Here is a 22988-nt window from a genome sequence, read left to right as displayed (position 1 = left end):
GGGGCCTTCGGGCCCCGTTTGCTTTCGATACGGATTCATCATGCAAACGATTAACCATCCGCTGTCGGCCGAACACGGCCCGGTCAGCTATCAGCTGACCAGCCACCATTTCGGCAGCAAGGGCGGCCGCAAGGCCTATATCCAGGCCTCCCTGCATGCGGACGAAGTGCCTGCCATGCTGGTGGCCCATTGCCTGCGCGAGCGCCTGCAGTTGCTGGACCAGCAGGGCAAGGTGAAGGGCGAAGTCATCCTCGTTCCCGCCGCGAATCCGATCGGCCTGGGACAGGTGATCAACGAACGGCCTTTCGGCCGCTATGACCTGAGCACCGGGATCAACTTCAACCGCAACTACCCGCACTACGCGCCGCAGCTGAAGGAAAGGCTTGCGGGCAAGCTGGGCGCGGATGCGGACAGCAACGTGCGCCTGATCCGCGAGCAGCTGCGCGAACTGACGGCGGCATGGCAGCCGGCCTCGGACAATGCGGTGCTCAAGAAGGCGCTGCTGTCGATGGCGATCGATGCCGACATCGTGCTCGACCTGCATTGCGACCTGGAGGCGGTGCTGCACATCTATGCTGGCACGCCGCTGCGCGAAGCCATCGGGCCGCTGGCGGTGCTGATGCAGTCGCACGCCACGCTGTACACCACGGCGGCCGGCGGCGAGCCTTTCGACGAAGCCTGCAGCCGCCTGTGGTGGGACCTGGCCGCGCATTTCGGCCCCTCGGTGCCGATCCCTCCCGCGAACATCGCGGCCACGGTGGAACTGCGCGGCGAAGTGTCGGTGGACTACGATACCGCGCGCGCCGATGCCGAAGGCATCCTGCGCTACCTCTCCCTTCAGGGCGTCATCGAGCTCCCGGCCTTCGACATGCCGGCAGCGATTTCCGAACCCACGCCGCTGGAAGGCACGGAAAGGATCGACGCGCCGCACGCCGGCATGCTGGTCTATCTGCGCGAACTGGGCGAACGGCTCAAGGCCGGCGATCCGGTGGCTGACCTCATCGATCCTTTCACCGGCGCGAAGACCACGCTGCGCACCAGCGTTGACGGCGTGTTCTTCACCCGGCTTTCGCACCGCTACGTCATCCGCGGCATGAATGTTGCCAAGGTGGCGGGCGCCATACCTTTCCGCTCTGGGAACCTGTTAAGCCTATGAAAAAACTCAAGCTGCCGAACACCTATGTGCTGCTGTTCCTGATCCTGGCCATGATCGCGCTGGCGACCTGGCTGGTCCCCGGCGGCAAATACGAAACGCAGCTGGTGAACGGCAGGCAGGTAGTCGATCCCGCCACCTTCCATTACGTCACCAGCAAGCCGCAGGGCCTGGCCGCGCTGTTGATGGCGCCCATCAAGGGCTTCGTGGAAGCGGGGCTGATCATCGGTTTTGTGCTGATCGTGGGCGGCGCCTTCAATGTGCTGCACAAGACCGAAGCCATCGACGCCATGATCAAGTCGATCGCGAAAGCGCATACGCGCTCGCCCGTCGTGCGCGCCGCGCTGATCCCTGTCTTCCTCACGCTGTTTTCTCTGGGCGGGGCCACTTTCGGCATGAACGAGGAGGCGATTCCCTTCATCCTGATCTTCGTGCCGCTCGCGCTGGCGCTGGGCTACGACTCCGTGGTGGGCGTATCGATTCCCTTCATCGGTTCGCAGGTCGGCTTCGCGGCGGCCTTCCTGAATCCCTTCAACGTCGGCATTGCGCAGGGCATAGCGGGCGTGCCGGTGTTCTCCGGCATGGGCTACCGCGTCATTGTCTGGTGCATCGCCACGCTGGCCACGGTGCTGTTCATGATGTGGTACGCGGCGCGCGTGAAGAAGGATCCCACGCGCAGCCCGACCTATGCGCTGGATCTCGAAAAACGGGCCGAAGGCGGCGTGGATTTCAGCAGCTTCGCGGGCATGACGCTGCGCCACAAGCTGGTGCTTTGGCTGTTCGCGGCCACGCTGTGCATCATGGTGGTCGGCGTGGTGCAGTTCGGCTGGTTCATCGAGGAGATTGCGGCGCTGTTCCTCGTGATGGCAATTCTGGCGGGCGTGCTGGGGCGGCTGTCCACCGATGAAACGGTGGCGGCCTTCGTGCAGGGCGCGAAAGACCTGGTGGGGACCGCCCTGGTGATCGCGCTGGCGCGCGGCACCATGATCCTGGCGCGCGACGCCAACATCATCGACACCATGCTGCACGGCCTGATGCCGCTGGTGCAGTCATCCTCGCCGGTGTTCGCGGCGCAGAAGATGTTCGTGATTCAGTCGGTGATCAACTTCTTCATCCATTCCGGCACCGGGCAGGCCGCGCTGACCATGCCCATCATGGCGCCGCTGGCCGACCTGGTCGGCGTTACGCGCCAGACCGCTATCCTGGCCTACCAGTTCGGCGAATTCACCACGCCCATGATTCCCACTTCCGGCATCACGGTCGGCGTGCTGGCGCTGGCGCGCATTCCCTGGATCACCTGGGCCAAATGGATGATTCCCCTGCAGCTGATCTACCTGGTGCTGGCCCTGGTGCTGCTGGTGCCGCCGGCGCTGATGAACTGGCAGTAGCTCAGCGCAGGTCGTCGAGGTAGTAATAAATGGTGCCGCCGACGGCGCCCGCCGGCGCCTTCAGCGCGGCCTCCAGCGCCTTGGCGGGCGTTTCGTTCAGCGCCGTCTTGGCCACCGTGACCGGATTGCGCGCCGCGCCGCCGGCGGCCTTGTAGGCGACGATATGGTCGAAGTCCGGGCGGCTGTCGATCTCCTTCACCAGGAAGCGCTGCGCGCCGCTGCCGATCTGTACATAGCGCGCCTGCCGGCTCGCATGCGGGGCCGGCGACAGGCGGCGGAACATCAGCACCTCTTCCACTACCACCGGCACATTGCGGTACTGGGTTTTACCGCCTTGCTCGAAGTGGCCCAGCACCAGGTCGGCCTGGAAGGTCTTGAGCGGCTGCTGCGCGCCCGGGCCGAGGCGGTCCAGCTCGAAGTTCTCCGGCGCGATGGTCCACAGCGCGGTCCTGCCGTCGAGGCGGGCTTTCACCAGCCGGTCGACCGTTGCATCGCCGATGCTGAGGCGCAGGATGACCTGGTAGTCGTGGGGCGCATGGAACATGGGCAGGTGGGCCGCATAAATGCCATCGCGGCCGCCGAACATCGCCATGCCGTGCTGGCCGAAGGTGGGATTGGCAGCCCAGCTGCTTGCGGCGAGCAGCAGCCCGCAGAAGACGGAGATCAGTGTTTTCATGAGGACATTGTAGCGCGCCGCCTGCGGGGATAGAATGCGTGCATGAATACCCAGCCAGAGCCCGTTTTCGATCACGGCAACTACAAAATGTCCGCTGCCGTGATCGCGGCCCTCGTCGCCATCTTCATCGCCATGCTGGCGCCGCGCGAGAATGCCGTGCTGTGGGCCGCAGCGTATTTTCCGCTGATAGCGCTCCACGTCTGGCTGCTGACCAGGACTTGCCGTATCCGGCTGGACGGTGAGACGCTGTCCGCCACCGGCCTGCTGGCCAACAACCGCTGGCAGGTATCGCTGGCGGAGATCCGCAGCGCGACGCTGCTGCCGCCCGGTCTGCAACGGGGCGCCGCATGGCAGATCCGCGTGACCACGGGCGGCGGAGAACAGCGGGCCTTTATCGCCCGCATGTCCCCGGCCCGGATGCAGCAGCTGCAGAATTTGTTGAGCACCAGGCTGGGTGAGCGCTACCACCGGCCATAAGTGGCAATTGTTGCATCACAGCAATTTGATCTTAATTGTGGTAAACTTATAGTTCTTCCTTGCAACTATATAACCGGTAGGCTCCTGCTCCACGGATAGCGCCGGTCAAAAAATCATGAATAATTTCAAGATTGGCACCCGCCTGGCGCTGGGCTTCGGCCTCGTTTTAGCATTAACGACCCTGATGACGGCGATCGGCATCATGCACATGCAGCAGGTGGCGGTGGCCACCCGTGACATGATGCAGCAGCCGCTCGCCAAGGAACGCATGATCGGCGACTGGTACCGCCTGATCCATACCAGCGTGCGCCGCACCACGGCCATCGCCAAGAGCAGCGATCCTTCGCTGACCGCTTTCTTTGCCGACGATACCGCGGCGTCCACCAGGGAAGTGAGCAGCTTGCAGAAAAAAATCGAGGTGCTGATCGAAACGGATGAGGAGAAAAGCATCTCCGCGGCCATTGCGGTGGCGCGCAAGCACTACGTGACCACGCGCGATGCGGTGATCGCGCTGAAGAACCAGGGCCGGCTGGAGGAGGCGGAAGCCGCGCTGCAGAAGGATTTCATGCCCGCCGGTAAAGCCTACCTTGATGCGCTCAAGGCGCTGCAGGATGCGCAGCGCAAGAACATCGATAACCAGGCCGCGCATATCGAACAGACTTACCAGAACAATCTCCGTTTCCTGATCGCTTTCGGCCTGCTGGTGCTGGCGATTGGCGCGGCTGCCGCCTGGTACCTGACGCGCGGCATTGTGGTGCCGCTGAACCGTGCGGTGGAAATCGCCTGCAGCGTGGCCAATAATGACCTGCGCAGCGAAATCACCGTCAGCACCACGGACGAAACGGGCCGCCTGCTGAACGCCCTGCGCACGATGAACGAGGGCCTGTCGCGCATCGTGGGCGAGGTGCGCGCCAGCACGGAGAACATTTCCACGGCGTCCGGCCAGATCGCGGCAGGCAATATGGACCTGTCCTCGCGCACCGAGCAGCAGGCCAGCTCGCTGGAGGAAACCGCATCGTCGATGGAGGAGCTGACCTCCACCGTCAAACAGAACGCGGACAATGCGCGCCAGGCCAACCAGCTGGCGGTGCAGGCCTCCGAAGTGGCGGTGCGCGGCGGCACCGTGGTGGGCGAAGTGGTGCAGACCATGGAATCGATCGATGCCTCGGCCCGCAAGATCGTGGACATTATCTCCGTGATTGACGGCATTGCGTTCCAGACCAATATCCTGGCACTGAACGCGGCGGTGGAAGCGGCGCGCGCCGGTGAGCAGGGCCGCGGCTTTGCCGTGGTGGCGTCCGAGGTGCGCAACCTTGCGCAGCGCAGCGCCGCGGCGGCGAAGGAAATCAAGCAGCTGATCAACGACTCGGTGGAGAAGGTCGGCGCGGGCAGCAAGCTGGTGGAGCAGGCAGGCATGACGATGAGCGAAGTGGTGGACAGCATTCACCGCGTGACCGACATCATGGGCGAAATCACCACCGCCAGCGTGGAGCAGAGCGCCGGTATCGAACAGGTGAACCAGGCCATCGTGGAAATGGACGGCGTGACGCAGCAGAATGCGGCGCTGGTGGAGGAAGCCGCCGCTGCCGCCTCCGCGCTGCAGGACCAGGCCGAATCGCTGGCGCAGGCGGTCAGCATCTTCAAGCTGGCGGACGCGCCGTCCGCACAAGGCTTCGGCCGCGCCGCACCTGCACGGCTGTCCGGCCAGCTGCGCCTGCGCGCCTGATCAGTCCTTCAGGTCCGCCGGCACCTTGCCGCCATTGGCGGCAAGCTTGTTCATCACCTGCCGGTGCAGCCAGATATTCATGCTGGCTGAATCGCCGGTATCCCCCGTGTAATGCAGCTCCTGCGCCAGCTCCTTGCGGGCTTGCAGGCTGCTGTCGATATCCAGCAGTTTCATCAGGTCCACGATCGAGGTGCGCCAGTTCAGAGGCTGGCCGGCCTGCTGCGCCTTCGCGTTCAGGATGGCTTCCACATCGACCATTTCCATGGCAGGCGTTGGCGCGGCTGGCGCCGGTGCGGCCGGTGCGGGCGCAGCAGCTTGCGGCGCTGCCGGGGCAGCGCCGGGCTGCGCAGCAGGCTTCTGCGCGACAGCGGGATGCGATGAAGGGAAAATTTTCCGGAAAATATTGCTGAGAATACCCATTGCTGTTCTCCTGTTGGTATGCAGGAGAACAGCATAGAGCGGGTGTGGCGCGGGCTCTGTACGCGGTCTAACTATTCGACCTTGATCATATTGTCGTCCGGCTTGCGGTCGATCAGTTTGTTGTCCGGGTCGATGCCGGCCTTGCCCGGGCGGCTCCTGACCACCACGGTGAAGGTACTTTCCTTCTGCGCGATCAGCTTGCGCTCGCGCAGCAGCGGCTTGCCGTCCGCATCGTCGACGCCGATATCGATCAGGTCGCGCATAGGCACTTCCTGTTCCGCGCCCAGCTCATCGGCCTTCAGCTTGGAGGCGTGCACCGTCATCGTCACCGCGTACTTGCCGTCGGCGCGGCGCTTGGCGGTGGCGCTGATGGCGCGGTTATCGTGCAGCACGATGCTGTTGAACAGGTCATCGATCAGGTAGGCCTGTTCCGGCGGCACGATCTTGCGCAGGCCATCGACCAGCACCGTCACGCTCGGGTAGGGGCTGGTGCGGTAGGCATACTGCTTGAGCAATTCGTTCAGCACCGCATTGATCTTGTCTTCACCCACGATATCCTGCAGCTGGTACATCGCCAGGCTGCCCTTGCGGTAGTGAATGTAGGCCTGGTCTTCATTGTCGGCCAGCGGCAGTTCCTTCTTGTTCTCGACCGCGCGGCCCATCAGGTACATTTCCAGGTCGTAGCGCAGGAAGCGCCGCATGCGTTCCGGCCCGAAGGTCTTCTTCATCACCATCAGCGCCGAATATTCGGACAGGGTTTCGCTCAGCACCGTTGCGCCCCGCGTATTGCCGCCCACCAGCTGGTGGCCCCACCACTGGTGCGCCACTTCATGCGCGGTCACGTAGTAGGGGTAGTCGATATCCTTCGGGTTCTTCTCGTCCACCTTCGCGATAAAGCCCATGCCTTCCGAGAAAGGAATCGTGTTCGGGAAGGACTGCGCATATTTCTGGTAGCGCGGGAATTCCACGATGCGCAGGATCTTGTGCTGGTAAGGGCTGAAGTTCTTGCTGAAGTAATCCAGCGAGTTGCGCACGCCGCTCATGATGCGGTCCAGGTTGTACTCGTGGCCCGGCTGGTAATAGATCTCGATGCCTACGTCCTGCCACCAGTCGTGCTTGACCGCATAGCGCGCGGACTGGAAAGCGTAGAAGTTCAGGATCGGCTTGTCCATTTTGTAGTGGAAGTAGCGGCGGCCGTTCTTGCTCCACTCGTTCTCCAGTGTGCCGGGCGCGATCGCGATCTGGTCGCCGCTGGTGCCGACGGTGGCGTCGAAGCTTACCCAGTCGGCATCCGTGCCGAGGAAGTTGTTGGCCAGGCCTTTGGGATCGTCGCGCGGCAGCTTGCGCTCCTGCGCGGGCAGGCCGTGGCGCTTGCGGTCGCGCGGGTCTTTCAGTTCGTTGTCCGACTGGTAGCCGATATGCGGCAGCACGGAGTTGTTGAAGAAGGTGCCGTTATAGACCACCGGCGTGTCCTTGCCGAGGCCGAGGATGCCTTTCGGCGCATAGGACAGCTCGAATTCCAGCGCCAGTTTCGCGCCCGGTTCCAGCGGCGTGAGCAGGGTGTAGCTGTAGAAGCCCAGCTGCTTGTCGTTCAGCGACAGGCGGCTCTTCGTGCTGAGGCGCAGCGGCTTGAGTTCCGCATCCGGATCCTGCCGCACGTAGATGGTAGTCACCGGCTTGCCGCTGCGGTTCTCCAGCACATAGCGGCCCTTGACGGCGAGGCTGCGCTGTTCGGGGAAAATGTCGACATTCAGCTTCACGTCGCTGATGCGCGGCTGCGCCACGTCGGCTATGGCCTTGTACTTGCGCTCATAGTCGGCGCGCAGGCTGTCGCGGTGGAAGCTGGACTTGAATTCGTTGGCGATGTTCAGGTTGTAGTAGAGCAGGGCGCCCGAGCCGGCGAACAGCAGCAGGCCGATGCCGAAGCTGGCCAGCACAGGCACGGTCAGCGCATGCCGGGCCAGCTGCAGGCGCACGCGCCATTCATTGTTGGCGCCGCGCGGCCAGAAGATATTGGACAGCACGGCCAGCATCAGCGCCGCCGCACCCCAGTACAGCTCATACCAGCGCTCGCGCAGCAGGTAGTGGCCGAAGCCGTTCATGTCCGAATACTGGATCGACGGCGTGACCGCATACATCACGAGCGGATGGTCGATGCCGCGCGAGCTGAGCGTGATGGTCACTGCGTAGTACAGGATCATCACGAAGTAGGCCAGGTATTTCTGGTTGATCAGCACCTGCACCGCAATTGCCAGCACGGCAATCTGCGCGTAGTAGGGCAGGTGGATGGTGAACAGGGTGCGGATATACAGGTCCGGCTGTAGCTGGAAGAAGCCCTTGAACACCTGGATCGACATCCCGCACAGCATCACCACCACCAGGAGCAGCGCCTGCACGCCGATCAGCGCGAACAGCTTGGCCAGCAGCGGCAGCCAGCTCGGTACCGGCATGGCATCGAGCATCAGCGCCATGCGGTGCTCGCGTTCGCGCCACACCAGTTCCCCGGCGTAGAAAGTGGTAATGGCCAGCATGAACAGCGCGAAGGTCTCGCTCACCACTTCCAGCACCTTGTAGGTCACGGGGTAGGTGTTGGTGCCGAACATCGAGCCCATGTCCAGCGCGCTCACATACATGATCAGCACGCCGGCCAGCACCAGCACCACGAAGTAGATGTTCTTGACGGTTTCGCGCAGGTTCAGCCAGATTTGCGTCAGCAGCAGGGTGGTGAGGCTGCGGCGCTGGAAGTCCGGCGCTTCGGTCGTGTCCACGGCGGCGTGGGTCATGCGCAACGGCACTTCGCCTTCGCCGCGCGCCGCGTGCACGCCGCTGTCCACGGTGCCCACGAAATGGAAGCGCCAGTAGCCGAGCAGCAGCGCCACGGCGGCAATCGAGGCCCAGAGCAGGCGGTTCAGCAGGTATACGCCTTCCGGCAGGACCAGGCGCGCATTGCGCTCCGCGATAGGCCAGTATTCGGTGAGGTGGATGGCGGCGGCATTGCCGAAGGGGTCGATCAGCGCGGCCAGTGTCTTAAAATCCAGGTCGCGCGCCAGGCTGGGCGCGGCGATATAGCCGATCAGCATGACCACGCTGGACACATACACCGGCAGCATGCGGCGCGTGAGCGCGGCCAGCACGAAGAAGATGGAGCCGAAGATGAACAGGTTGGGCAGGATGGTGATCAGGTAGGGCAGCACATAGGCCGCCGGCACCAGCGGGCCGACACGTTCGGGATCGACACCCGGAATGTAGGCGCCGAGCAGGGCGCCGAACACGATGCTGGAGAACACGAAGGCCAGCACGGCCCAGGCGCCGAGGAAGCGGCCCAGCATGTATTGGTACTTGCGGATCGGGGCGCTGAAGAAGAAGTGGTGCATGTCGTATTCGAAGTCCTGCTGGACCGAGCGGCCCATCATGGCCGCAACGACAATCACGCCAACGCTGGCGAGGTAGCTGACGGTAAACAGCACCGAACGCGGGGAGTTGATCAGGATCTTGCTGCCGAAGACGACGTAGACCCCCTTGAACACGCCGCCGGCGGCGGCCATCCATAGCATGGACAGCGCCAGGAAGAGACAGAAATAAACCCAGGTCGAGAGCAGCTTGAACCGCTGCCGCGCTTCGAACAATGCGATGGCGAACATGGCGTCCCTCTCAGTCGCAGTTGTCGGAAGGGTTGTGGCGGCCGGTGATGGTGGCGAAGTACAGGTCTTCCAGATCGCCGATCGCTTCTTCGAAGCCGTCGCCCGGATCGTGGTCGCTGTAGACGTGGATCAGCGTGCGGCCCGACAGCAGGCGGGTGGAAATGACGTTGTGGCGCTGCTGGAAGGCGGACAGCTCGCGCTTGTCCACGATGCGCGCCCAGATCTTGCAGCTGACGTCGTCCACCAGCTGCTGGGTGGGGCCCGCCACCAGCAGGTGTCCCTTGTTGATGATGGCCATATTGGCGCACAGGTCGGCCACATCGCTCACGATGTGGGTCGACAGGATCACGGTGCGCTCGTCGCCGATGTCCGACAGCAGGTTATGGAAGCGCACGCGCTCCTGGGGATCGAGGCCGGCGGTGGGTTCGTCCACGATAATCAGCTTCGGGTCGCCCAGCAGGGCCTGGGCGATGCCGAAGCGCTGGCGCATGCCGCCCGAGAAGGTGCCAAGGCGCTGGTTGCGCACGTCAAACAGATTGGTTTGCTGCAGCAGGCCGTCCACCACCTCGCGGCGGCGGGCGCGGCTCGACAGGCCTTTCAGCACCGCAAAGTGGTCCAGCATCTCATAGGCGGTAACTTTCGGGTACACGCCGAAGTCCTGCGGCAGGTAGCCGAGCAGGCGCCGCACTTCATCCTTTTCGTCCAGCACGTCCACGTCGCCAAAGAAGACGGAGCCGGTATCGCATTCCTGCAGCGTTGCCAGGGTCCGCATCAGGGTGGACTTGCCCGCCCCGTTCGGACCCAGCAGGCCGAACATCCCCGAGGGGATATCCAGCGAAATATTGTCCAGCGCCACCACGCCATTGGCGTAGGTCTTGGACAAGTTGCGAATGCGTAATTCCATGCTTACTCCTGAATCTGTCGTGTTGCGGCGCAGCATGGCGCACTATTGTGTCGGCCATCGCTGCTTTTTTCACATGATGGCATTGTATTGAATACGCGACACATGGGTTGCCGCATTGCGATAGTCCGCACAATCGCTGCGCCAGAGTGCGCAATCCGGGGAACGGAGCGTCGGCGGATCAGGGGGGAGTGCGGGGCAAACGCAGGCATTAGCAGGCGAGGCAGTTGATAGAAGACTAAGGGTAACAAGTGCATCCCTCACTGGCAAGGCGCAATACTACGCATTCATGCGCTATAGTGCTTGTCCATGAGCCAGGAAAATGCCAAATTGGATGTTGCGCTGCAGGAGAAGATACTTGCAGTTACCCGTTGCGGGCTGAGCAAGAGCGAGTCGGAGGGTTTCTTCCGGGTCGCGCTAGGCCTGTGCTACCTTGCCGGCTTGATGACCAAGGAAACACTGGACTTCAAGGCGCTGGACAAGGAATTCAACAAATTCATCTACCGCTCCATCGGTTCCGGCCACAGCGTGACCAGCATCCTGCAGTACATGAGCGGCGAGCGCGTGATCAAGGTGGTGGAATCGCAGCGTTTCCTGCGCGCCTTTGGCGACTACTGCCCCCATGTGCCGGTGGAGTCCATTCCCTTCCTGCTCGGCCTCAACCTGGGCGTGGCGAAGGACATCTCGGGCATCGACGTGCGCGGCCCGGTGGCCGACTGGATCGAGAAGCAGCGTGTCCTGCGCGAAGAGGCGGGCGGCCAGGCATATAATCGTGGTTAACTGAACAAGTTTAGGCAGAAGACCATGAGCAGCAAGCACCATAACCCCCTCGACCGCTTTATCGCCAGCGCCGACAAGGCCCTGCGCGTGATCTCCGGCGTGGCATCGGCCTCGCGCCCGACTCCGGCCAGCCACATCCCCGATACTGAAATGACCGAGGCCGAGATGAAGCACAGCGCTGGCCTGATCCGTGTCGACCACGTGGGCGAAGTGATGGCGCAGGCCCTGTACAACTCGCAGGCCCGTTTCGCCAAGACCGAAGAAGTGCGCGCCCAGTTCGAGCGCGCCTCGCGCGAAGAGGAAGACCACCTGGCCTGGACCGCCGAGCGCCTCAAGGAGCTGAATTCCCAGACCAGCGTGCTCGCGCCGCTGTTCTATGCCGGCGCCTACGCGCTGGGCACGGTGGCCGCCAAAATGGGCGACGCCTACAGCCTGGGTTTCGTGGTCGAAACCGAACGCCAGGTGGAAAAGCACCTGGACGGCCACCTGGAAAGCCTGCCGCCGAACGACGCCCGCTCGCGCGCCATCGTGGACCAGATGCGCATTGACGAAATCGCGCACGGGAAGGCCGCGCAGGAGATGGGCGCCACCGCCACGCCAATGCCGGTGCAGCTGGCGATGAAGGCAATGAGCAAGGTAATGACCAGCACCACGTACCACATCTGATCTTCCTCACAATCCCGCCGGCGCCGGTGTGCTCAGATGGAGCATGCCCATCCTCTACCTCGTGGCGGGAGCCCGTCCCAACTTCATGAAGATTGCGCCCATCGTGCGTGCCCTGCGCGCGCATGGCGGGCTCGATTACCGCATCGTCCACACCGGCCAGCATTACGACCGCGAGATGAACGAGGTCTTTTTCGAAGAACTCGGCATTCCGCCGCCGGACGTTTTCATGGGCGCAGGCGGCGGCACCCACGCGCAGCAGACGGCGCGCATCATGATGGCTTTCGAAGAGCTGTGCCGCGCCGCGCCGCCGGACGCGGTCGTGGTGGTCGGCGACGTCGATTCCACGCTGGCCTGCGCCATCGCTGCGAAAAAGCTGCGCATCCATGTCGCCCATGTGGAAGCAGGGCTGCGCAGCGGCGACATGACGATGCCGGAGGAAATCAACCGCGTGGTCGTGGACAGCATTGCGGACTGGTTCTTCGTCACCGAGCCCTCAGCCGCCGCGAACCTGCAACGGGAAGGCAAGCCGCGCGATGCGATCCATTTTGTCGGCAACGTCATGGCCGACAATCTGCTGTACCAGGCCGCGCGTTTGCCGCCTGGCGGCCGGCGCAAGCGCTACGGCGTCGTAACGCTGCACCGCGCCTCGAATGTCGATGACCCCATTACCCTGGCGCGCTTGGCAGAAGCGCTGCGTCTGGTATCGCGCGAACTGCCGCTCGTTTTCCCCGTACATCCCCGCACCCGCGCGGCGCTGAAGCGCAGCGCTATCGACTTTGGCGGCGAATGTATCACCCTGTGCGGCCCGAAGTCCTACATGGAATTCCTCGCCTTGTGGCGCGAGGCCGCACTGGTGCTTACCGACTCCGGCGGCCTCCAGGAAGAAACCACCATGCTGGGGATTCCCTGCATCACCCTGCGCGACAGCACCGAGCGCCCCATCACCGTCGAACAAGGCAGCAACCGCCTCGCCGGCACGTATCCTGACATCATCGTCGCCACCGCGATGCAAGTACTCCGGGCCGGTGCTGGCGGCACACGGCGGCCCGCCATGTGGGATGGCGCCTCGGCCGATCGCATAGTGCAAATCCTTGCCAGCGCGCTGGCTTGACGACAGGCGACGTTTAGTACAGGGTGTGGGTGTCCATTTTTCTCGCCCGTTCTAAAACTGCCTAATTCGAACGACCTCATACTAATCTCTTCTGAAATCAGCATCCGATGTTCTAAATTCATCGATAAAAACGCCCCCAAAATCTATTTCGATCTACATTTTCGGGCGCAGAATCTAAAACGAACCATGTTTCCGTTCTGAGATCCAATCTTTAGACTCTCTTTGAAAGGATCGGATTTGTCAAAGTGGTAGGCGACCTCCTGTTTGCCAATCGCTACACGACCCCGCCATTCTGGGGTCTTTTAGATCGAATCAACACGGTTTAGAGAAAATTAGACTGGAGGTAAAAAATAGCTCCCCCTCGGCGCTCACTTGTCCCATTCCCCATGTTCGCTCAGGATGACTTTCGTTCCAAGCCTTACTATCAGGTTTCCGTCTTCCAGAACCTGATAATGCGTTTTACCATTCCTGAATTCGTATCCGAGGAAGCGGCCAGGGACGCCGTTCTTCCAGGTATGCAGCGTCTTGCCGCGTAACCGGATGCTTTTCCCAGTCTTCTTGCTGGTGCCGGTGTAGATCACGTCGTCGCAAGTGACATTGCCCTCAGCGCACTTCGATTTGATCTCGACGACGAAAGATGGTGTCCGGAGCGTGCTCGCATTGGCTGCTCCGGCCAGCATGAGCAGCAAGGGCAAAAGAAACAGGGATTTCATTTGATGTTCGCGGCCAGCTTGGCCCACACTGCTGCGCCGATATCGGGGCGGCCGTCCGGCGCGCGCAGGGACAGGAAGAACACTTCGTTCTTTACACCCGTTGCCATGTACATGAAGTAGGCTGGCTGGCCCGTCGTGCCGCTGATCATCGAGAGCATCACGGCCGGGAATTTCCCCTCCTTGAACTGCTTGACCTCGATATTGGTCGCAGCGCCTTTCAGCTTGTTGAGCGAGCCCGGATCGTCGATGCCGTAGAAGACCTTATGGCGTGCGTCGTAGGTCACATTGGTGGCGGTGGACGCGTACATGTAGCCGTTGCGGTTCGGGAGCTTCTCGGCGCTGGCCGTGGCTGCGTCGGCGGGACGCATCCAATAGGAATAGCCCGCCCGTTTGACAGCGGATTGTGCGTATTCCACCGGCACGGGGATGTTCAGCGGAATCTGCACCTTCAGGCGCCCCTGCAGGAACTGGTTGACCGGCACGTCACGCGTTTGCACGACGGCTGCGGGAGCGGCCCATGCCGCAGTGCTAGTGGCCAGGGTGGCCGCAATGAGAATCCGGTTCATACGAAGTCCTGAAGGCAGAAAATCAAACTTTAACTCACCCGAAGGCAATGGCCCGGGCTGGCCGCGTCCGTAGGGCTCAGACCTCGACAATCTCGAACGAGGTCGTGAGCGTAGCGGTCTTCGCCATCATGATGCTGGCCGAGCAGTACTTCTCGTGCGACAGCGCGACCGCGCGTTCCACCGCGCCCGGCTTGAGGTTTTTGCCGGTGACGACGAAGTGGAAGTTAATGCGGGTGAAGACCTTGGGATCGGTCTCTGCGCGATCCGCTTTCAGGGTCACGTCGCAGCCGCGCACGTCCTCGCGGCCACGCTTCAGGATCAGCACCACATCATAGGCCGTGCAGCCGCCGGTCCCCAGCAGCACCATCTCCATCGGGCGCGGCGCCAGGTTGTTGCCGCCGCCTTCGGGCGCGCCGTCCATGGATACCATGTGGCCGGACCCGGTCTGGGCCCGGAAGCTCATGCCCGAAGGGCCGTTCCAGCTGACTTTAACTTCCATTGCATTCTCTCCGTGATTCAGGGTTGCGGCCATTGTAATGGAGCCGGCCGCAGCGCGCTCAGACCGCCATCATGTACTTCTCGGAGCGCATGCGCCGCTCGGTGAAGAACAGCACGGCCAGCGCCAGCAGCAGGCTGCTGAAGAACACCAGCGCGAAGGGCAGCAGGCCGATGGCCTGGCCCTTGGCCAGTTCGCTGAGCAGGTGCTGGTGGCCCACCATCGGCACCAGGTACATCCACGTTGCGCTCTCCAGGTTCAGCATGGGAATCACGATGACCGGAATCATGGGCACCAGCAGCGCGAAGCTGGCCGTGGTCTGCGCTTCCTTCAGGGATTTGGCGTTCACGCCCAGTGCCACCAGCAGGGCCGCGGCGAACATCGGCAGCGAGATGGACACGAAGCACACCGCCAGCAGGTGGGGCAGGGAAAGCCGCCACGACATGCCGATTTCTTCCAGCGGCAGCCATTTCAGCATGCCGTGCGCAATGGCCAGTTCCACCGTCAGGCCGACGATGGACAGGGTGGCCGCCGCAGCCCACTTGCCGCCAAGGAGGTCCATCGGACGCGCCGGCTGCGCCAGCAGCACTTCCAGCGATCGGCGTTCGCGTTCGCCTGCGGTGCTGTCCAGCGCCGCGCTCATGGCGAAGAAGAAGGCCGGCACGAAGAACATGCCCAGCATGCTGCCGATGATGGAGGCGGAGCGCGAGGCGCTGGTGCCGGTATCGAACTTCTGCAGGTGGATAGGCGACAGCGCCACCGGCGACACGCCGTGCGCCAGCAGTCGCGCGCCGGCGATGGTGTTGCTGTAGTTGCGCAGCACGTTCTCGATATCGTCGATGCGGCGCCGGTTCTCGCTGGCCGAGTCATACCACAGCTCGATGCGCGCAGGGCGCATGGCCTTGTAGTTATCGGTGAACTCTTCGCTGACCGTCAGCACGGCCGCCATCTTCCCCTTGCGCAGCAGGGCCGCGATGTCCTCCTCGCTCATGGCGGGCGATTCCGTGACATTGATATTGGCCTGCTTCAGCTGCGCCATCAGCGTTGGCGCCTGCGCGCCGCCGATGGCGGTCAGCGGGATGCCTTCCTTTTCCGGCTTCGTTGCGCGGTGAATCTGCTGCTGCAGAATGCCGCCCACCAGCAGGGGATACAGCAGCACGAACATCGCCAGCATGCCCACCGAGCGCTTGTCGCGCAGCGTCTCGCGCAGCTCCTTCACCATCACCACCCAGATTGCGGGCTTCATACGGAAATCCCTTCTTCGGTACCCACCAGTTTCACGAATGCGTCTTCCAGGTTGGCGATGCCGGTGCGTTCGCACAGCGATTCCGGCGTGCCCTGGGCCACGGTGGCGCCTTTGGCGATCACGATCACGTCGTCGCAGGAGTGCGTTACCTCCTGCATCACGTGTGTGGCCATGATCACGCAGCAGCCGTCCGCGCGCAGCGCCGCCAGCGCCTTGCGCAGGGCGCGGGTGCTCATCACGTCCAGGCCGCGGCTCGGTTCATCCAGCAGCAGGTTGCGCGGCCGGTGCAGCAGCGTGCGCGCCAGCGCCACCTTGATGCGCTGGCCCTGGGAGAAGCCTTTGCCGCGCCGCTCCAGGATGTCCTGCAGCGACAGCAGCTCCGTCACTTCCTCGATGCGCTGCGCGATGGCGCGCTTGTCCATGCCGTTCAGCTGGCCGAAGTAGTCGAGGTATTCGCGCGTGCTGAGGCGTTCGTACAGCCCGAACTGGTCGGTGAGAAAGCCGATATTGCGGCGCACCGTCATCGGGTCGATGCCGGGATCCACGCCGTCGATCAGGATGCTGCCGTGGTCGCGCTTCATCAGGCCGACCAGCAGGCGCAGCAGCGTAGTCTTGCCGGCGCCGTTGGGGCCGAGCAGGGCCGTCACCTGGCCGTCGCGCGCGGTGAACGATGCACCGGCCAGCGCCTGTACGGCGCCAAACTGTTTTTTTACGTCGTGAACTTCGATCATGTCCGGATCCTCAGGGTTGCGGGCCAGCGGCGTTGAGCTGGAAGGTCGGAGCGGGAATCTCCTTGAGGCAGGCGGCATTGAGCGGCTTTTCCGGCTGGTCGAGGAACTCGCGCATCAGGCGCGGCACACAGCCCAGCGTGGAGACGATATGGCCGCCGTTCTGCACCACCAGGTGCTGCGCAGCCTTCATCGAGCGCGCCGCGGCCTCCGCCCGGCGCGGCGGCGTGACCGGGTCCTGCGCGCCGGACAGCATCAGCACCGGCGCGCTAATCGGCGTGACGGCGGCCGGCGCCACCGGCTTCACTTTCAGCAGCGGGCACAGGGAGGCCAGCTGCTGCGTCTGCGGCGTGCCCATGAAGGAATCGCGCGCGTCATCGTCCTGCAGCTGCTGCGTTATGCGCGGGAAGTCCTCGGCGCAGATCACGGACAGGTACAGCACGCTGGACATGGAGCCGTCCACCGAATAATCGCTCTCGCGGTTGCTGCGCGCCACGAAGGGCTGCCAGCGGCCCTGCGCCGCGCCGTGGATCAGGAAGGGCAGGGTGCGCGCATCGGCCTGCGAATACAGGGCGCGGTGCACGGTGGCGAGGAAGCGGCGGCGGTCGATGCTCACGGTGCGCAGTTCGGCCGTGCGCGGATCGTTCATGTCGATTGTGACCGGTTCCTTCGTAACGCGCGCCAGCAGGCCGGCGAACTCCTTGCGCAGGGCCGGGAAGGCGCGTGCGCAGGCCGCATCCTTCTCGCACTGGCTGAACGTGGCGGCCAGCGCGGCCTGGGCGTCATGCGCGCCGAGGGGAATCACCTGGTCCGGCGCTGCAACGCCGTCCAGCACCAGGGTGCGCACGCTGGAAGGATAGAGGCGGGCGTAGTGCTGGGCGAGGCGGGTGCCGTAGGAGCCGCCCCACAGGTTGACCTGCCTGTAGCCCAGCGCCGCCCGCACCTTTTCGATGTCGCGCGCGGCGGCATCGGTGGTGTAGAGGTGGTAGGGCGCGCCGAGCGATTCGATGCACCGGCGCGCTTCGGCGTCCAGCTGCTCCTCGCTCATGCTTTCCACGTCCGGCGGCGATTTGCAATCGAGCTTGCCGGACAGGCCAGTGCCGCGCTGGTCGATCAGCACGATGTCGCGCGTGGCGCGCACGCGGCGGAAGGCGGCGTTCATCACCGGCAGCACATCGCTGCCGGCCTGTCCTGGCCCGCCGGCGAGGATGAACAGGGGATCGGGCCGCGCCGCTTCGCGGTAAGCGGCGGCCACCGTCACGTGGATGGCCAGCGTCTTGCCCGGCTGGGCGTAGTCGAGGGGGACCTCCACTTTCACGCAGCGCAGGGCCTCTTCGGCGCCGGGCAGGTGGCAGGTTTTGCCGGGGGCGGCATGGACGGCGAAGGCCCCCAGCATCAGGGGCAGGGTAAGGCGGAACCGTAGTCTCACTGGCAACACTCCACAAGAAGGAAGGGCCATGGTAGCCAGCTCTTGCATATCAGGCAATGCCTGTTGCGCAGGCAAAGGGCGGCTTGACCCGGCGCCCGGTTCCGGACTATAATCGTCGGCTTTCCATTCGCTCAGGAAAAGCTTACAACAAGGGCGCGTCCGCAGAAGTTGCTGGCGGAACCACCATTTGAGCGTTTTTAATCTTCTATTAGGAAGTCAAACATGAAAACTTTTTCCGCTAAGGCTCATGAAGTCCAGCGCGACTGGTTCGTGATTGACGCGACGGACAAGGTCCTCGGCCGTGTTGCCAGCGAAGTGGCACGCCGACTGCGCGGCAAGCACAAGCCAGAATTTACTCCTCACGTCGACACCGGCGACTTCATCGTCGTGGTGAACGCAGGCAAACTGCGTGTGACCGGCACCAAAGCCACCGAGAAAACCTACTACCGCCACTCTGGCTATCCAGGCGGCATCTACGAGACCAACTTCCTGAAAATGCAACAGCGTTTCCCAGGTCGCGCTCTGGAAAAGGCAGTGAAAGGCATGCTGCCAAAAGGTCCTCTGGGCTACGCCATGATCAAGAAGCTGAAAGTGTACGCCGAAGGTTCGCACCCGCACGCTGCTCAGCAACCTAAAGCACTCGACTTCTAAGGAACTGACATGATCGGTAACTACAACTACGGCACCGGCCGTCGCAAGAGTGCAGTGGCTCGCGTGTTCATCAAAGTGGGCACTGGCCAAATCATCGTTAACGGCAAGCCAGCGTCCGAGTACTTCTCGCGCGAAACCGGCCTGATGGTGATCCGTCAGCCGCTGGAACTGACCGGCAACGTCGAACGCTTCGACATCAAAGTCAACGTGCATGGCGGCGGCGAGTCCGGCCAGGCAGGTGCAGTGCGCCACGGTATCACCCGCGCCCTGATCGACTACGATGCAGGCCTGAAGGGCGATCTGGCCCGCGCCGGCTTCGTTACCCGCGACGCTCGTGAAGTTGAGCGTAAAAAAGTGGGTCTGCGCAAAGCACGCCGCGCAAAGCAGTTCTCGAAGCGTTAATTTGCTTCATGTTCCGGTCCCTGGACCGGAACCGCGAAAAGCCGCTGGTTCGCCAGCGGCTTTTTTGCTTTTGGGCTAGGGTAAACAGCATGTTTATAGTGCTGATAAAATACACACCCCTCTCTTCATTCATTGGCAAGGAAAGAACATGATCAAAGTTGGCATCGTCGGCGGCACCGGATACACCGGAGTTGAACTGCTGCGATTGTTGGCAGTCCATCCCGAAGTGCAGCTGACCGCAATTACGTCGCGCAAAGAGGATGGTGTGCCGGTAGCCGACATGTACCCTTCCCTGCGCGGCCGCGTGAACCTCGCCTTCTCGGCGCCGGACAAGGCCGACCTCACCCAGTGCGACGTGGTGTTCTTCGCCACCCCGCACGGCGTGGCCATGGCGCAGGCGCCGGAGCTGCTGGCCAAGGGCGTGAAGGTGATCGACCTGGCGGCGGACTTCCGCATCAAGGACCGCGCCGTGTTCGAGAAGACCTACAAGATCGACCACACCGCGCCCGAGCTGCTGGAACAGGCGGTGTACGGCCTGCCGGAGCTGAACCGCGAAGACGTGAAGAAGGCCAAACTGATCGCCAATCCGGGCTGCTATCCGACCACCATGCAGCTGGGCTTTGTGCCGCTGCTGAAGGCAGGCCTGATCGATGCGGGCAACCTGATTGCCGACTGCAAATCGGGCGTGTCGGGCGCTGGCCGCAAGGCCGAAATCGGCATCCTGTTCTCCGAGTCGAGCGACAACTTCAAAGCCTATGGTGTGGCGGGCCACCGCCACACGCCGGAAACTTCGGCCCAGCTGCAGCGCTTCAGCAAGGACAAGGTGGGCCTGATCTTCACGCCGCACCTGGTGCCGATGATCCGCGGCATGCATTCCACGCTGTACGGCCGCCTGACGCGCGAGGTGTCGAACGAAGAGCTGCAGAAGCTGTTCGAAGATGCTTATGCCAACGAACCGTTCGTGGACGTGATGCCCTTCGGCTCGCATCCGGAAACGCGCAGCACGCGCGGCGCCAACGTGCTGCGCCTGGCGCTGCACCGTCCGGACAATGGCAACACCGTCATCGTGCTGGTGGTGCAGGACAACCTGGTGAAGGGCGCCTCCGGCCAGGCCGTGCAGTGCATGAACCTGATGTTCGGCCTGGACGAAGGCGCCGGCCTGCAAACCATCGCGCTGATGCCGTAATCGGCTGTGGCTGAACCGGAAACCGTTCTCGTCGAGCAGAAAGCACCGCTGCTGGTCCGCGTGCTCGGGCTGACGGTGGTGCTGATGCTGGCGGGCGCGCTGCTGGTGTGGGGCTGGGATCTCGGCACCCGCCTGATTGGCGCCAGCAGCAAGCCTGCTCCCGCCGTCGTGATCGAGCATACGCCTTCACCCGTTGCGGGCAGTGCGGCCGCCAGCGCTGCTGCAGAGGCGGCGGGAACGCCCGCCGCCGGCGCCGCGCCGTCGAACGCCCCGGCCGTTGCGCCTGCTGCCAGCGGTCAAGGCGCAGGCAGCGCCCCGGCTGCTGCCGTGGTTCCCGCGCCCGCTCCGGGCGCTTCGGCCAGCCCGGCTCCCGCCACCCCGTCCGCACCGGCCGATCCAGGCGCCGCCGCTGAAAACGGGCGTCTGGCCGCCGACCTCGCCCTGCTGGAAAGCATCCTCCCGCCTGTCAAACCCGGCGCCGGGCTCCTCATTCGCGGCCTGCAGGCGCGGATGGCAAGCGCCAGCCAGCTGCACTACACCATTCTGCTGGGCTACGGACCCAAAAAAGGCCAGCCAAGCTTTGAAGGGCGCCTCGGCATCATCCTGCAAGCCAAAAAAGATGGCAAACCGCTAACACTGGAGTTTCCCACGAAGGAAGGCGCCGAGCGCTACCAGCTCACGGTGGAAGACTACCAGCGCATTGACGGCACGCTGGACCTGCCGGCAGGTGTGCAGGCTACCGAGCTGAAAGTAACGCTCAGTGGCGGCAAAACCAGCGTTTCCCAAACGACGCCTGTGAAAACCTCTCCTTGAAATGCAACAAATCGGGCCCATAACCGAGGTCCGGCGGCCGGAAATGCGAGTCCTCAAAGCATGCGAGGCAGCAAAGGACTATAATGGGCTCAACGATTTTTAGTAGGAGTAGCAAATGAATGCAGTAGCCGAAGCGCAAGACGTGATTCCATCGCCGATCATCTTCACCGACAGCGCCGCCGAGAAGGTTGCGCAGCTGATTGAAGAAGAAGGCAATCCCGACCTGAAACTGCGCGTATTCGTGCAGGGTGGCGGCTGTTCCGGCTTCCAGTACGGCTTCACGTTTGACGAAATCGTCAACGAAGACGACACCACGATGGTCAAGAACGGCGTCCAGCTGCTGATCGACTCGATGAGCTACCAGTACCTGGTTGGCGCCGAGATCGACTACAAGGACGACCTCGAAGGCGCCCAGTTCGTGATCAAGAACCCGCAAGCCACCTCGACCTGCGGCTGCGGCAGCTCCTTCTCCGTCTAAAACCGGAAGAGCGCCAGCAAAACGGCGGGCAGCGCAAGCTGTCCCGCCGTTTGTCGTTTACTGACACCTTGGGGTCAGGCACCCGTTTGTCATGTGACAGCTGGTGCCTGACCCCAAGGTGTCAGGTTCAGCGGGGGTAGAGGGCGCCGAGGATGCGGTCGCCGCGCGCGCCGGTGACGGCGGGGAGGTTGCCGGGCTGGCGTTCGTCGAAGCGGTGGGCCAGCCAGGCGAAGGCCATCGCTTCAACCCGGTTGGGCGGCACGCCGAGGGCATCGGTGGTCTTCACCTGCACGGTGTCGCCCAGCTCGGCCGACAGCATGCGCTTCAGCGTGCCGTTGTAAGCCCCGCCGCCGCACAGATAGACGGCCTCTGCGCCCGAGGCCGACGCCTTGATGGCGTCCGCCAGCGAAATGGCCGTCAGGCGCGTCAGCGTCGCCATCACGTCTTCCGGCGCGGCATCGGCGTAGTTTTTCAGGCGGGCATCCAGCCAGTCGGCATGGAACAGGTCGCGGCCCGTGCTCTTCGGGGCGGGAAGGGCGAAATACGGCTCGCTGAGCAGTTCTTTCAGCAGGGACGGGATTTCCTTGCCGCCTGCGGCCCACGCGCCGTCCTCGTCGTATTCCTTGCCCTGGTGGCGGGCTATCCACAGGTCCATCAGCACATTGCCGGGGCCGGTGTCGAAACCGGTCACGCTGCCGTCCGCATTCAGTACCGTGATGTTGCCGATGCCGCCGATATTGGCCAGTACCTGCGTTTTGCCCTTGCCGCCGAACAGGGCGTGGTGGAAGGCCGGCACCAGCGGCGCGCCCTGGCCGCCAGCTGCGATATCACGGCTGCGGAAGTCGGCAATCACGTCAATGCCGCACAGCTCGGCCAGCAGGGCCGGATTATTGGTCTGGCGCGTAAAGCCCAGCTCGGGACGGTGGCGGATGGTCTGGCCGTGCACCCCGACAGCGCGCACGTCGGCCGCCTTCATGTCGGCCGCGTCCAGCAGTTTCTTCACGCACTCCGCATAGCGTTCGGCCAGCTGGTTGGCCGCCAGCGCTTCGCGCTCCAGCTCGTTGTCCGAGGCGGCCTGCAGGGCCATCAGCTCGGCCCGCAGTTCAGCGGAAAAGGGCACATAGGCCGCCGACATGGTGCGCGTGGCGCCTGCCCAGAAATCGACCAGCACCCCGTCTACGCCGTCCAGGCTGGTGCCCGACATCAATCCGATAAATAAGCTCATGATGCTCCGCTGAGTAAAAAGTGAGGCTATTGTGCCACTTTCATAGCAGTGTTAGCCAGCTAACAGTCATCCACTGCTGGCTTCGCTATCATGGTTTCCATGGTGAGGGAGGAAGA

Annotated in this window: 23 protein-coding genes; 12 read left to right on the top strand and 11 right to left on the bottom strand. The window is 63.3% G+C overall.

The genetic code is table 11. The features are described 5' to 3' along the window. The first annotated feature begins 40 nt into the window (after positions 1 to 40). A complete protein-coding gene (locus tag ACJRPG_RS22810) occupies positions 41 to 1156 on the top strand; it encodes a succinylglutamate desuccinylase/aspartoacylase family protein (RefSeq protein WP_408002402.1) in 1116 nt (371 codons plus the stop codon). After that, the gene (locus ACJRPG_RS22805) at positions 1153 to 2541 is read left to right on the top strand and encodes a YfcC family protein (RefSeq protein ID WP_408002401.1); all 1389 of its coding nucleotides are present in this window, start codon (positions 1153 to 1155) and stop codon (positions 2539 to 2541) included. Before ACJRPG_RS22810 ends, ACJRPG_RS22805 begins: the two co-directional genes overlap by 4 nt. A gap of 1 nt (position 2542) precedes the next feature. Here ACJRPG_RS22805 and ACJRPG_RS22800 read toward each other — a convergent pair whose 3' ends face one another. Next, complete coding sequence (locus ACJRPG_RS22800; RefSeq protein ID WP_408002400.1) at positions 2543 to 3217, bottom strand: hypothetical protein; 675 nt, start codon at positions 3215 to 3217, stop codon at positions 2543 to 2545. Between the two features lie 42 nt (positions 3218 to 3259). On the opposite strand from ACJRPG_RS22800, the gene ACJRPG_RS22795 reads away from it, so the two are divergent. Together ACJRPG_RS22795 and ACJRPG_RS22790 are read left to right on the top strand one after the other, a co-directional pair. Then, positions 3260 to 3694, top strand: coding sequence for a hypothetical protein (locus ACJRPG_RS22795; protein WP_408002399.1), 435 nt, complete (start codon positions 3260 to 3262; stop codon positions 3692 to 3694). A gap of 115 nt (positions 3695 to 3809) precedes the next feature. Beyond that, positions 3810 to 5420, top strand: coding sequence for a methyl-accepting chemotaxis protein (locus ACJRPG_RS22790; RefSeq protein ID WP_408002398.1), 1611 nt, complete (start codon positions 3810 to 3812; stop codon positions 5418 to 5420). Here the strand turns inward: ACJRPG_RS22790 and ACJRPG_RS22785 are convergent, their stop codons facing one another. The 3 genes from ACJRPG_RS22785 to ACJRPG_RS22775 form a co-directional block, all read right to left on the bottom strand. Next, positions 5421 to 5840 (bottom strand): DUF3597 domain-containing protein, encoded by a 420-nt coding sequence (locus tag ACJRPG_RS22785; protein ID WP_408002397.1) that lies wholly within the window; start codon positions 5838 to 5840, stop codon positions 5421 to 5423. Positions 5841 to 5911: 71 nt separating this feature from the next. Next, a complete protein-coding gene (locus ACJRPG_RS22780) occupies positions 5912 to 9481 on the bottom strand; it encodes an ABC transporter permease/M1 family aminopeptidase (protein WP_408002396.1) in 3570 nt (1189 codons plus the stop codon). Positions 9482 to 9491: 10 nt separating this feature from the next. Continuing rightward, positions 9492 to 10385 (bottom strand): ABC transporter ATP-binding protein, encoded by an 894-nt coding sequence (locus ACJRPG_RS22775; protein WP_408002395.1) that lies wholly within the window; start codon positions 10383 to 10385, stop codon positions 9492 to 9494. Between the two features lie 441 nt (positions 10386 to 10826). Here ACJRPG_RS22775 and ACJRPG_RS22770 point away from each other — a divergent pair, with 441 nt between their 5' ends. Genes ACJRPG_RS22770 through wecB form a run of 3 tightly spaced genes read left to right on the top strand, consistent with a single transcriptional unit; the run spans position 10827 to position 12939 of the window. Further along, positions 10827 to 11162 (top strand): hypothetical protein, encoded by a 336-nt coding sequence (locus ACJRPG_RS22770; protein WP_408002394.1) that lies wholly within the window; start codon positions 10827 to 10829, stop codon positions 11160 to 11162. A 24-nt stretch (positions 11163 to 11186) separates the two neighbouring features. Beyond that, on the top strand, positions 11187 to 11828 hold the full coding sequence (gene coq7 / locus ACJRPG_RS22765; RefSeq protein ID WP_408002393.1) for a 2-polyprenyl-3-methyl-6-methoxy-1,4-benzoquinone monooxygenase: 642 nt from the start codon (positions 11187 to 11189) through the stop codon (positions 11826 to 11828). A 43-nt stretch (positions 11829 to 11871) separates the two neighbouring features. Further along, positions 11872 to 12939 (top strand): non-hydrolyzing UDP-N-acetylglucosamine 2-epimerase, encoded by a 1068-nt coding sequence (gene wecB, locus ACJRPG_RS22760; RefSeq protein WP_408002392.1) that lies wholly within the window; start codon positions 11872 to 11874, stop codon positions 12937 to 12939. A gap of 368 nt (positions 12940 to 13307) precedes the next feature. Here wecB and ACJRPG_RS22755 read toward each other — a convergent pair whose 3' ends face one another. The 6 genes from ACJRPG_RS22755 to ACJRPG_RS22730 form a co-directional block, all read right to left on the bottom strand. After that, complete coding sequence (locus tag ACJRPG_RS22755; protein ID WP_408002391.1) at positions 13308 to 13652, bottom strand: hypothetical protein; 345 nt, start codon at positions 13650 to 13652, stop codon at positions 13308 to 13310. Further along, a complete protein-coding gene (locus tag ACJRPG_RS22750; RefSeq protein WP_408002390.1) occupies positions 13649 to 14218 on the bottom strand; it encodes a hypothetical protein in 570 nt (189 codons plus the stop codon). The genes ACJRPG_RS22755 and ACJRPG_RS22750 overlap by 4 nt, the downstream gene beginning before the upstream one ends. A gap of 76 nt (positions 14219 to 14294) precedes the next feature. Further along, positions 14295 to 14717 (bottom strand): OsmC family protein, encoded by a 423-nt coding sequence (locus ACJRPG_RS22745; RefSeq protein ID WP_408002389.1) that lies wholly within the window; start codon positions 14715 to 14717, stop codon positions 14295 to 14297. A 58-nt stretch (positions 14718 to 14775) separates the two neighbouring features. Beyond that, on the bottom strand, positions 14776 to 15960 hold the full coding sequence (locus ACJRPG_RS22740; RefSeq protein WP_408002388.1) for an ABC transporter permease: 1185 nt from the start codon (positions 15958 to 15960) through the stop codon (positions 14776 to 14778). After that, the gene (locus ACJRPG_RS22735) at positions 15957 to 16691 is read right to left on the bottom strand and encodes an ABC transporter ATP-binding protein (RefSeq protein WP_408002387.1); all 735 of its coding nucleotides are present in this window, start codon (positions 16689 to 16691) and stop codon (positions 15957 to 15959) included. The genes ACJRPG_RS22740 and ACJRPG_RS22735 overlap by 4 nt, the downstream gene beginning before the upstream one ends. 10 nt (positions 16692 to 16701) lie before the next feature. Further along, positions 16702 to 18117 carry an alpha/beta fold hydrolase gene (locus ACJRPG_RS22730; RefSeq protein ID WP_408002386.1) on the bottom strand — a complete coding sequence of 472 codons (1416 nt, stop codon included), beginning with the start codon at positions 18115 to 18117 and terminating at the stop codon, positions 16702 to 16704. A gap of 222 nt (positions 18118 to 18339) precedes the next feature. On the opposite strand from ACJRPG_RS22730, the gene rplM reads away from it, so the two are divergent. The 5 genes from rplM to erpA all read left to right on the top strand — a co-directional run bounded on the left by rplM (position 18340) and on the right by erpA (position 21647). Then, a complete protein-coding gene (gene rplM, locus ACJRPG_RS22725; RefSeq protein ID WP_231767942.1) occupies positions 18340 to 18768 on the top strand; it encodes a 50S ribosomal protein L13 in 429 nt (142 codons plus the stop codon). 9 nt (positions 18769 to 18777) lie between these two features. Next, entirely contained in the window at positions 18778 to 19170 is a 393-nt protein-coding gene (gene rpsI, locus ACJRPG_RS22720) for a 30S ribosomal protein S9 (RefSeq protein WP_107140763.1), read from the top strand. A 148-nt stretch (positions 19171 to 19318) separates the two neighbouring features. Continuing rightward, positions 19319 to 20356, top strand: a complete 1038-nt coding sequence (argC, locus tag ACJRPG_RS22715; protein ID WP_408002385.1) for an N-acetyl-gamma-glutamyl-phosphate reductase — start codon at positions 19319 to 19321, stop codon at positions 20354 to 20356. A 6-nt stretch (positions 20357 to 20362) separates the two neighbouring features. Then, positions 20363 to 21169: a DUF6776 family protein gene (locus tag ACJRPG_RS22710; RefSeq protein ID WP_408002384.1), complete on the top strand. Its 807-nt coding sequence runs from the start codon at positions 20363 to 20365 to the stop codon at positions 21167 to 21169. Positions 21170 to 21284: 115 nt separating this feature from the next. After that, a complete protein-coding gene (gene erpA, locus ACJRPG_RS22705; protein WP_231767945.1) occupies positions 21285 to 21647 on the top strand; it encodes an iron-sulfur cluster insertion protein ErpA in 363 nt (120 codons plus the stop codon). A 127-nt stretch (positions 21648 to 21774) separates the two neighbouring features. On the opposite strand, the gene ACJRPG_RS22700 is transcribed toward erpA, so the two are convergent. Continuing rightward, a complete protein-coding gene (locus ACJRPG_RS22700; protein WP_408002383.1) occupies positions 21775 to 22872 on the bottom strand; it encodes an anhydro-N-acetylmuramic acid kinase in 1098 nt (365 codons plus the stop codon). Positions 22873 to 22988: the final 116 nt, after the last annotated feature.

The organism is Pseudoduganella rhizocola (assembly GCF_045984285.3).
Lineage (GTDB): Bacteria > Pseudomonadota > Gammaproteobacteria > Burkholderiales > Burkholderiaceae_D > Rugamonas.
The sequence above is the reverse complement of the archived record's forward strand: the minus strand, read 5'-3'. Positions and strand labels throughout refer to the sequence as shown.